General features: G+C 32.3%; 9 protein-coding genes. 8 read left to right on the top strand and 1 reads right to left on the bottom strand.

What is annotated here, in order from left to right; translation table 11 throughout:
• The 6 genes from VIL26_07275 to VIL26_07250 all read left to right on the top strand — a co-directional run.
• A partial coding sequence (locus VIL26_07275) for a hypothetical protein (protein ID HEY8390728.1) occupies positions 1 to 243 on the top strand: 243 nt, incomplete at its 5' end.
• An 18-nt stretch (positions 244 to 261) separates the two neighbouring features.
• Positions 262 to 1,911, top strand: a complete 1,650-nt coding sequence (locus VIL26_07270; GenBank protein HEY8390727.1) for an alpha-glucosidase — start codon at positions 262 to 264, stop codon at positions 1,909 to 1,911.
• A 29-nt stretch (positions 1,912 to 1,940) separates the two neighbouring features.
• The gene (locus tag VIL26_07265; GenBank protein ID HEY8390726.1) at positions 1,941 to 4,316 is read left to right on the top strand and encodes a glycoside hydrolase family 2 TIM barrel-domain containing protein; all 2,376 of its coding nucleotides are present in this window, start codon (positions 1,941 to 1,943) and stop codon (positions 4,314 to 4,316) included.
• 15 nt (positions 4,317 to 4,331) lie between these two features.
• Positions 4,332 to 5,861, top strand: coding sequence for a glycoside-pentoside-hexuronide (GPH):cation symporter (locus tag VIL26_07260; GenBank protein HEY8390725.1), 1,530 nt, complete (start codon positions 4,332 to 4,334; stop codon positions 5,859 to 5,861).
• A gap of 20 nt (positions 5,862 to 5,881) precedes the next feature.
• The gene (locus VIL26_07255; protein ID HEY8390724.1) at positions 5,882 to 8,233 is read left to right on the top strand and encodes an alpha-galactosidase; all 2,352 of its coding nucleotides are present in this window, start codon (positions 5,882 to 5,884) and stop codon (positions 8,231 to 8,233) included.
• A gap of 152 nt (positions 8,234 to 8,385) precedes the next feature.
• Complete coding sequence (locus VIL26_07250; protein HEY8390723.1) at positions 8,386 to 8,982, top strand: nitroreductase family protein; 597 nt, start codon at positions 8,386 to 8,388, stop codon at positions 8,980 to 8,982.
• Between the two features lie 135 nt (positions 8,983 to 9,117).
• Here VIL26_07250 and VIL26_07245 read toward each other — a convergent pair whose 3' ends face one another.
• Positions 9,118 to 9,786, bottom strand: a complete 669-nt coding sequence (locus VIL26_07245; protein HEY8390722.1) for a Crp/Fnr family transcriptional regulator — start codon at positions 9,784 to 9,786, stop codon at positions 9,118 to 9,120.
• 76 nt (positions 9,787 to 9,862) lie between these two features.
• Between VIL26_07245 and VIL26_07240 the strand changes: the two genes are divergently transcribed.
• Positions 9,863 to 10,192, top strand: coding sequence for a rhodanese-like domain-containing protein (locus VIL26_07240; protein HEY8390721.1), 330 nt, complete (start codon positions 9,863 to 9,865; stop codon positions 10,190 to 10,192).
• A gap of 20 nt (positions 10,193 to 10,212) precedes the next feature.
• Positions 10,213 to 11,315 (top strand): FAD-dependent oxidoreductase (locus VIL26_07235; GenBank protein HEY8390720.1); only part of this gene is annotated, 1,103 nt, incomplete at its 3' end.

Genomic DNA, 11,315 nt, shown 5'->3' with positions numbered 1-11,315 from the left:
GGAACTTTAATAGGGCGTATTTTAAAGAAAAAACTTATTAAGCAATACACAAGCACAACAAAAGATGAAATGCTTTTGAATGATTATTCAATTCAATCAACATTGGAATTGCCGTTGCGAATGCTGGCAATGCTAAGCAACGGTGTTTTGACCAAAGAAGGCGCTTTGGGGATTATAGATATAGCCAATAAAAAATATATTAGAGGTCTGAAAAAATTATTTAAGTCCAACAAGAAAAAATGAGTTAATTTGGGGGAGAAGATGAGTTGCACTTGGCATAAAGAAGCTATTATTTATCAGATTTATCCGCGTAGTTTTTTTGATTCTAATGGTGATGGAATAGGAGATCTAAAAGGAATAACTCAAAAATTAGATTATCTTGCCGAACTAGGTGTTAATGCCGTTTGGATTTCGCCATATTTTCAATCTCCTAATGATGATAACGGGTATGATATAAGTAATTATCGCGATATTATGCCTGACTTTGGCACCATGGATGATTGGAAAGAAATGATTTCTCAAATGCACAAAAGAGGAATCAAACTCATTATGGATTTGGTGGTCAATCACACTTCTGATGAACATCCCTGGTTTTTGGAAAGCAAAAAGTCAAAGGATAACCCATATAGAGATTATTATATTTGGCGTGAAGGCAAGGGTAAAAAGCCTCCAAACAACTGGACAAGCTTTTTTACAGGCAAAGCTTGGCAGTATGATCCCGATACTAAAGAATACTATTTGCATATGTTTTCAAAAAAACAGCCTGATCTAAATTGGGATAATCCTAAAGTTAGGGAAGAAGTAAAAGATATAATCAAGTTCTGGGCTGATTTGGGGGTTGACGGATTTAGATGTGATGTAATAAACGTTATATCCAAAACTCCTGGTTTACCAAATGGAAAATTTAATCCGTTTTTAAGAGGATTAGAAAAAGTAGTTAATGGTCCTAATGTTCACAAATATCTTCAAGAAATAAACCGTGATGCCTGGGGTAAATATGACTGTCTTACAGTAGGTGAAATGGTCTTTTTAAATCCCGAAACAGCTAATGAATATACAAAAAATAATGAACTAGATATGTTTTTCCATTTTGAACATACAGGTGTTGACAGCTTTTTGGGTATGAAATGGTTTATCACAAAGTTTAAACCAAAAAAATTAAAACGTGTTTTTTCAAAATGGCAATACCAGCTCAAAGGCTGGAATAGCTTATTCATAGAAAATCATGACCAGCCAAGAAGCGTATCCAGGTTTGGGGATGAAGGTCAATATTGGGCAGAAAGTGCTAAAATGCTGGCAACAATGCTTTATTTGCAAAAAGGCACGCCATTTATTTACCAAGGACAAGAGATTGGCATGACTAATGCGCATTTTGAAAATCTTGAAGATTATAGAGATATAGAATCTCATAACATATATAAACTTGGCAGAAAAATCTTTTCTCACAAAAGAATGATGGGCAAATTAAAATATATGTCAAGAGATAATGCGCGAACGCCTATGCAATGGTCAGACGAAAAAAACGCGGGATTTTCAACAGGTACTCCATGGATAAAAGTTAATGATAATTATAAAAAAATTAATGTCCAAAATCAAATTAACGATCCTAATTCAATTTTAAGTTATTATAAGCAGCTTATTCGTCTAAGAAAACAAAATCCTGTTATTTTGTACGGGGAGTATAAGGAGTATTATGAGAGACATAGTACTCTATACGTATATACTAGGGAATATAACGGCGAAAAAATTCTTGTTATTAATAATTTTTCAAAGAAAAATATCAAATTTAAACTTATTGATGATTTAAAATTTGATAAATACGAATTATTAATTTCAAATTATGATGTCAATGAAAAAATTGATAACATTACTTTAAGACCGTATGAAACAAGAGTTTATAAGGTAATTTAAAAAACTTGATATGGGACATGGGGGGAAAAATGAGTAAGGTTATACCGTTTAATTTTGGATGGAAATTTAAAAACGGCTTTTTGGATGATTATAAGTTTAAAGGTATTGAAAAAGATTGTGAAGTTGTAGATATTCCTCATACGGTCAAGATCTTACAAAAAAATTATTTTGATGAAAAAGATTATCAAAACATTTATACATATTGTTATGAATTTGGCGATATTAAGTTAAATCAAAATCAAATGGCTGTTTTACGTTTTGAGGGTGTTGCAAACTACTGTGAAGTATATTTTAACGGTCATTTAGCAGGAACACATAAAGGCGCTTATCTGCCATTTGAGTTTGATATTACTTCTTATTTAGGTAAAAGAAATAAATTAATAGTCAAAGTTGATGCTTCTGAAAATCCTGATATACCTCCTTTTGGTGGCGTGGTAGATTATTTGGTTTATGGCGGCATTTATAGAGAAGTTTCCCTTAATATAATTTCTAAAAAGCATATAAAAAAAGTATTTATTTCTTCAGATATTCATAAAGGAAATTTAGTTTTTGATATTTTATTATCTGATTTAGATGGTAATCTCTTTATCAATATAAACGACAAGGGAAATCAATATACAAAATCAATTGAAATCATAAATAACCATATCGTAGAAGAGATAAATATACCTGATTATAAATTATGGGATATTGACAATCCTTATTTATATGATGTCGAGATAAAATATGTATCATCAGACGGACAAGAAGATATTCAAAATTATAAAACAGGCTTTAGAGAAATTAAATTTACGGAAAAAGGATTTTACCTAAATGGCAAAAAAATAAAACTTCTTGGACTTAACCGCCATCAAAGTTATGAGGGCATAGGATATGCCGCACCCAAAAGAATGCAAGAAGCTGATGCGTTATTTTTGAAAAACTTCTTAGGCGTTAACATTGTTAGAACTTCACATTATCCGCAATCTGTTCATTTCTTAAATAAATGTGATGAAATTGGCCTTTTGGTAATGGAAGAAATTCCTGGCTGGCAACATATCGGTAATAAAGACTGGCAAGAAATATCAATAAGAAGCGTTCAAGAAATGATAGAAAGGGATTATAACCATCCAAGCATAATTATATGGGGCGTCAGAATCAATGAATCAATGGATAATGATGAGTTATATTCTAAGACAAATGATTTGGCTCATAAGTTAGATCAAACAAGACCGACATTTGGAGTTAGATTTATTAAAAAAAGCCACTTATTAGAAGATGTTTATACCTATAACGATTTTACATTAAGAGATGGAAGCATAATCATAGAAAAACCAAAAGATGTTGCACCCAAAAATGCACCATATATGATTACAGAACATAATGGCCATATGTTCCCAACCAAAAAATTTGACAATTCAAAAAGACAGACAGATTTTTGTTTAAGACATGCCAAAGTTATAAATGAGTTTTTCAAAAATGACCGGATTTCGGGATGTCTTGGATGGTGTATGTCCGATTATAATACACACAAGGACTTTGGAAGCGGGGACGGTATTTGCTATCACGGTGTGAGCGATATTTACCGCCGTCCTAAACCTGTAGCTTATGTTTATGTTTCCCAGTATGGTAAACAGCCAGTATTGCATATTTCTTCTGATATGCATACAGGAGATTATGATGCTGCTGATATAGGTGATGTATATGCGTTTACTAATTGCGATTTTGTAAGAGTATTTAAAAATAATCAATTCATAAAAGATTTTTATCCGTCTAATTCTCCTTTTAAAAATATGCCGCATCCGCCCATTTTGATAGATGATTTTATAGGAGAGTTAATCGAAAAAAATGAAAAGTTTAGCAAAAAAGACGCCAATAAAATCAAAGAACTCTTAATCGCTTTTTCTAAAAACAGTTTTAACTTGTCTATTGTTCAAAAACTCAAAATGTTTATTCTGATGAAAAAATATAAACTGACTATGCAGGATGCGACTAACCTATATGGGAAATACATAGGTAATTGGGGACAGCAGCTTACCCAATACAGATTTGAAGGATATATTGACGGTAAGTGTGTTATTAAGGTCATTAAAGGTAAAGTTTATAAGCCTGTACTTAAGGTTGAATTTGACTCAAAAACATTAGCTGAAACTCATTCTTACGATATGACTGGAGTATATATAACTCTCACTGATGAAAACGGCAATGTTTTACCATATGCCAACAATGTAGTAACCGTTATTACAGATGAAAAACTCTCTGTAATAGGAAATAATCAAAAGGCTTTGAGTGGAGGAACGACTGGTTTTTATCTAAAAACAAAAGGAGTGGGCGGTCAATCTAAAATCAAAATTAAAGTTTCAGATTGCCAAGAATATGAAGATATAATTACCATAGATGTTTCAAAATCATACCGAAATATCTAAAGATAAGGAGGAAATATGGAACAAACCGAAAAGATTTCGGCGAGAAACAAATGGTCTTACAGCATAGGCTGTATAGGCAGGGATATGTGCTATGCACTTTTTAGCTCATATCTTGTTTATTTTTTGATTAACGCCATAGGTGTATCAGATTGGGAATTAGGCGTGATTACTATAATAATGTTGATTGGGCGTATTTGGGATGCAATCAATGACCCTATAATGGGTGTGATCGTAGATAATACAAAGTCTAGATGGGGTAAATTTAAACCTTGGATAATCTTGGGCGCAGTAGCTAGCGCTGGAATAACCATGCTTTTGTTTACCGATTTTGGAATTTCTGGCGTGCCGTTTTTGATTTTATTTGCGATATTTTATTTTTTATTTGATATCACTTTTACGGCCAATGATATCGGTTACTGGTCAATGCTTCCTTCGATGTCAACCAGTCAAAAGGAAAGAGAAAAAATCAGCTCATTGGCCAGAATTTTTGCAAATGTCGGAATGTTTTTAATTATGGGTGTAACACCTATAGTTATAAACAGCAATATTGGCGCTATAAAGGGATTTTTTATAATCGCATTAATTACTTCGATTACTTTTATTTTGTGTCAGCTTTTGGTTATATTCGGCGTTAAAGAAAAATTTAATCCTATAACATCAAGACAGGATAAGACACATTTTAAAGAAATTTTAAAATTAATTTTTAAAAACGATCAGCTTTTGACTATAGCCATTTCAATACTTTTATTTAATATCGGCTATTATATCACTACAGCACTAGGAATTTATTTCTTCGATTATGATTACGGCGATTTGGGAGACGGAAAAGCTTATACTGTATTTTTGGTCGTAGTAGCTGTTACTCAAATCTTGGCATTAGCAGTTTATCCCGTATTTTCTAAACGACTCAATAGAAAACAACTTTTTACTTTATCAATAGTTCTAGTAGTGTTAGGATATATCGGTTTTATGCTGATTGGATATGCTTTCCCGATGAACCTAATAACTCTAGTTATAATAGGTGTAATTTTGTTCTTTGGGCAGGCTTTCATTCAATTGCTTGTTTTAGTAATGCTGGCGGACACAATAGAATATGGACAATGGAAGCTAGGAAAAAGAACAGAAAGTGTTTTGTTTTCACTTAATCCATTTATCACTAAGATGGCAAGTGCGATTCAGGTAGGTGTAACCAATCTTACATTGATTATTTCGGGCATTTCTGTTCTTGCCAACAGAAGATCTGAAATTGAAGATAGTTTCAAAAAAGGTCTTATTAACGCAATAGAAAAAACTGATCAGCTTAAAAATATATTAACTGATGTCAATGACAATATGCTGCTTATTTTGAGAATATCTATGATTGTAATACCTCTCTTATGCATATTGGGATGTTATGTGATTTATATGACAAAATACAAAATTGACACCAAAATGTATGACCGTATCATAACCGATTTAAAAGCTGGCAAGACAAAAGACGGTTATTTGGATAACCCTAATAGCGATATAGAAAACACTCAAAATAAAAATAATCCAGAAAAATAAACTCTATTCGGAGTAAGATAATGATAAGTTTTAAAGACAATATTTTTCATCTTGATACTGTAAATACGAGTTATGTCTTTAAGATAACCAAGTTTGGACATCTTCAAAGCATTTATTATGGCAGAAAAATAAGTCATCTAGATGATTATGACGCCTTAATAGAAAAAAATTCTATTATTTACGGCAGTTCGGTATTATACAGTAAAGATGACCCTTTATATTGTCTAGACCACATTCCGCAAGAATACACAACAGTCGGCAAAGGCGATTATAGGGCAACTGCAATAGAGATAAAGATGCCAGATAAAAGCTATATATGTGATTTTACTTATGACACACATAATATTATAGACGGTATATTGCCTATAAAAACTTCTAAAATGCCGCAAGCTATAGGGCAAAATGATGTCAAAACTCTTGAAATTACTATGTCAGACAAAGTATCTTCAGTTGAATTAAAGCTGATTTATACCATCTTTTATGAAACTGATGTAATTACAAGACGCGCAATTTTGATTAATAATAACTCTGAACCGTTATATATCAGAAAAATAATGAGTTTTAATCTTGATATGGCTTGCGGCGATCAATATCAGATGAGCACCTTTGACGGCAGCTGGATAAAAGAACGTACAAAACATACAAGACAGTTGACATGTGGTCAATTTATCAATAGTTCGATTACAGGCAACAGTTCAAATCGTCATAATCCGCTTGTTATCTTATCAGAAAACGAAACAGATCAAAATAACGGAAGCTGTTATGGTTTTAATTTGGTTTACAGCGGAAATCATTATACACTTGTTGAAGTTTCACCGCATAATCAGTTAAGAATTATGTCTGGCATAAATCCTCATTGTTTTGAATGGGAACTTAATAACGGCGATATTTTTGAAACGCCTGAGGCAGTTTTATCTTATTCGGATAAAGGTTTCAATGGCTTGTCTAACAATATGCATAATTTTATTAGAGAACATATTGTAAGAGGCTATTGGGCTAAAAAAGAACGTCCCATTTTGATTAACAGCTGGGAAGCCATGTATATGGACTTTAATCATCATAAGCTGCTTAATCTTGCAAAAACCGCTGCTAAGCTTGGAATAGAGTTGTTTGTGTTGGATGACGGATGGTTTGGCAAAAGAGATTCTGACCAAAGTTCTTTGGGCGATTGGTTTGAAAATACTCATAAGCTAAAGAAGGGACTCAAAGGATTAGCTAGCAGCATAAACAAACTGGGCATGATGTTTGGACTGTGGTTTGAGCCAGAAATGGTTAATCAGAAAAGCGATTTGTACACCTTACATCCTGATTGGGCAATAAAGGCACCTAATAGAACGCCATTGGAAGGACGAAACCAATATGTTTTAGATTTGTGTAAAAAAGAAGTTAGAGAATATATAATTAAGGCTGTCAGCGATGTTTTAAAAAGTGCCAATATAGAATATGTAAAATGGGACATGAATCGCAATATAACAGACATGTACTCATATGCAATATCAAATCAAGGAGAATTCTTTCATAGGTATATATTGGGGCTGTATGAGATATTAGATTGTATAACTTCATCTTTTCCAAAAGTTTTGTTTGAGTCATGTGCTAGCGGCGGAAACAGATTTGATTTGGGAATGTTATGCTTTATGCCGCAAATATGGACATCAGATAATACAGACGGTTTTAGCCGTCTTAGTATCCAGGAAGGAACAAGCTACGGTTATCCTGTAAATACAATGGGTGCTCATATTGGATCTTATCCATCTCATCAAACATTGAGAAAAGTACCTTTAGAAACGCGTTTTAATGTTTCAAGTTTTGGTACATTGGGATATGAAATTAATCTTAATGCTTTGTCTCCGATAGAATTGAAGACCATAAAAAAGCAAATTGATTATTATAAACAACACAGAGCATTACTACAGTTTGGAGATTTTTATAGACTAGACGACATTTTTGAAGACATGGCAGGCGGTACGGCTTGGATGATTATTAATAAAGAAAGGACAGAAGCCATAATAGGACAATTTGAAGGTGTTGTAAAACCCAATCAACAATCACGCACTTTAAAAGCCATGCATATAAAAGACGGAATTTATGTGATTGAAACAAGACAGCAGAGTATTAATATTAAGCTTTTTGGAGATTTGATTAATCATGTTTCACCTATAAAAATAAAAGGAGATGGCATTTTACATAATTTTTTAGGAAATCATTTTGATATAAAAAGTGAAGAAGAAAAGTATATTGCTGATGCTTCAGCTATTAATTTGGGCAAAGTACAGCTAAAACAAAACTTTGTGGGAACTGGATATAATAAAGAGATAAAACTTCTTACTGATTTTGATTCAAGACTTTATCATATAAAACTTCGTGCATAATTGGTTTTAAACTTGATTCTGGTATTCTTTTTAATTTTTATACTTATAATAACATCATCAATTGATTATGTACTTCTATCACTATTAATAATTGACGAACATAATTATTAGCTATAAACTTAAGGCATAAAAAGTAAAAAAGAGGTGTTGATATGAGTAAGTTTTTAGAAGCTGTACAAAATAGACGTTCAATATATGCTATAGGTAAAAATTCTCCAATTTCTGATGACGAGATAATTAATATAATAAAACAGGCACTATTACATTCGCCCACTGCTTTTAATTCACAGGCAAACAGGGCAGTATTATTAATAGGTAAAAATCATAATGATCTGTGGGATATTGTGCTTGAGACTTTGCGTAAAATTGTTCCTGAAAAGAATTTTGCAAGAACAGAACAAAAAATCAATTCTTTTAAAAACGGGCATGGCACGGTATTGTTTTTTGAGGATGTTTCAGTAACCAATGCTTTAAGTGAACAGTTTACTGAATATAAAGATACTTTTCCTGTATGGGCACTGCAAGGTTCAGGTATGTTCCAAAATATCGTCTGGACTGCCTTAGAAGATAACGGTTTGGGAGCTAGTTTACAACATTATAATCCCTTGATTGATGAAGCTGTAAAAGTACGTTGGAATCTGCCTCAAGAATGGAAGTTGCTTGCGCAAATGCCTTTCGGCGAAGTATTGGCGCCTGCTGGTAAAAAAGAATTTGAACCTATTGAAAAAACATTTAGAGTTTTTAGATAGACTTTCAAAAAAAAGAAAACACGCTTTCGCTTGAAAGCGTGTTTTCTTTATAAATATATTGTTTTTTAAACATAATAACACTATAATTACATAGTGACCAAAGTTACATAATAAAATATCATGTTTTATTATAATCTATACATTAGATAAGGCAGCATCGTTAATTATTTTGTAACCGCCTCGGAACAATTGGATGTATCCTTCGTTTTCAAAATAATTCATCATTCGGGTAACTACCTCTCTGGCTGTTCCCAAATGATTGGCAATGGCGTCTTGAGTTATTTTAACAGTATTATTGCCTTCTATGCTGGCTTGTTCTAAAAGAAAATTGGCAAGACGTTTATCGAAGCTTGAAAACAGAGTTTGTTCTATTAAGAACAGGGCATCAGATAATCTTTGAGACATAATTTCCAAAACATAATCTTTTAACGGGGTATTGTTTTTTACAAACTTATCAAAAGTCTCAGAAGGTAAAACAATAATCTGACTGTCTTTTTCAGTTTCAATTGTAACATCAAAAGTCAGATTTTTCATTACACATGAGGCAGACAAGACACATACATCACCTTCCAAAAGTCTATATATGCTGATTTGCTTACCTGTGCTTGAGCCTATATAAGCTCGGGCTTGACCTTCATAGACGGTAATCATGCCGCTGCAAGTTTCATTGTTTGATATGATTTCGCCGGCATTATAATGTCTCACAACCACCTTACGGAAAAATTCTTCTCTATCATCAAAAGCCATTTTCTTTAAGAAAGGCAGATATGAGTTTAAAAAATCGATATGTTCTTGTTTGATCATATTTATCCTCACTTTATATATTTTAATTATACATGATTACAAAAGATAATCAAGGGTCAAGGAGAAAAAAATAAAAATGCAAACTTTTTACAAAAGAGAAAATAAGAAAGTTAACATTAATAACATAAATGAGATTATGTCAGAAAATGATTTTTTAATAGATTTACGATCAGAATCAGAATTTAAGGAAGGAACGATACCTAATAGTATTAATGTGCCTTTTTTACATATAAAAGATTGGGCAAAAAATTATGCCAAACTTGATACCAGAATATATTTATATTGTCAAAACGGCGCAAGAAGTACAAATGCTGCTTCAGCATTGAAAAAATTAGGTTATACCAACGTCATAGATCTAGGTGGTCTTAATGCATATAATGGAAAATTAAAAACTGATATGAAATAAAACTAAAAAGGAATAAAAAAATGGCAAAAACAATAATTATCGGAGGAGCTGCAGGCGGAGCAACTGCGGCAACAAGATTAAGACGATTAGATGAAAAAATGAAAATTATTTTGCTTGAAAAAGGCGAATATATTTCATACGCTAATTGCGGTATGCCATATTTTATAGGCGGTGTTATAAAAGATCAAAAAGAATTAACTGTAATGACGCCGCAAAAATTTACTTCTCAATTTAATATTGATGTAAGAACTCAAAATGAGGTTATTGCTATTGACCGTGATAAAAAGACAATAACTATACAAGATCATTCTATCAATAAGACATATCAGGAAAGTTATGACTTTTTGATACTTTCCACAGGTGCCGAACCTGTTATTTTGCAAGAAATAAAAGACTTTGAAGGTATTTTTACATTGCGTGATATACCTGATACTTTGAAAATAAAGTCTTATATTGAACAAAATAAACCAAGTTCTGCAGTAATAATAGGTGGAGGTCCAATAGGACTTGAAATGGCAGAAAATCTTGTTAATGCTAATATTGAAACATCAATTGTTGAGCTGACAGATCATGTTTGTTCTCCATTGGATTTCGATATGGCAAGTTTTTTGCACAAACATCTTCGCAAAAAAGGTGTTAAGCTGATTTTGAATAATAAAGTTAATGAAATAACCCGTGATAAAAACAAATTACTACTTAAACTAAAAGAAAAAACTATTCAGACTGATATGGTTATTAATTCGATAGGTGTAAGACCAGTTTCAAAGCTTGCGATTGAATCCGGACTAGAAGTTAATCAAAGAGGTGCTGTAATAGTAAATAATCGTATGCAGACCAATGATCCTAGTATATATGCTGTAGGAGATTTGGTAGAAATACTAGATTATATAACAGGTGATAAAACCTATGTGCCTTTGGCAGGTCCTGCTCAAAAGCAAGCAAGAATTGCGGCAAATAATATTGCTGGCATAGTATCTGAATATAACGGCACATCTTTTTGCGGAATTGTGAAAGTTTTTGATAAAACAATTGCTTACTGCGGTTTAAATGAAAAAATCCTAAAATTAAAAAATATAGAATATGAGAAAATCTATACTTATACACCTTCTCATCCTTCTTATTA

The sequence above is a fragment of the Clostridia bacterium genome (assembly GCA_036562685.1).
Classification (GTDB): domain Bacteria; phylum Bacillota; class Clostridia; order Christensenellales; family DUVY01; genus DUVY01.
Note: the sequence above shows the minus strand (reverse complement) of the source record. Positions and strands in the feature narration are given on the sequence as shown.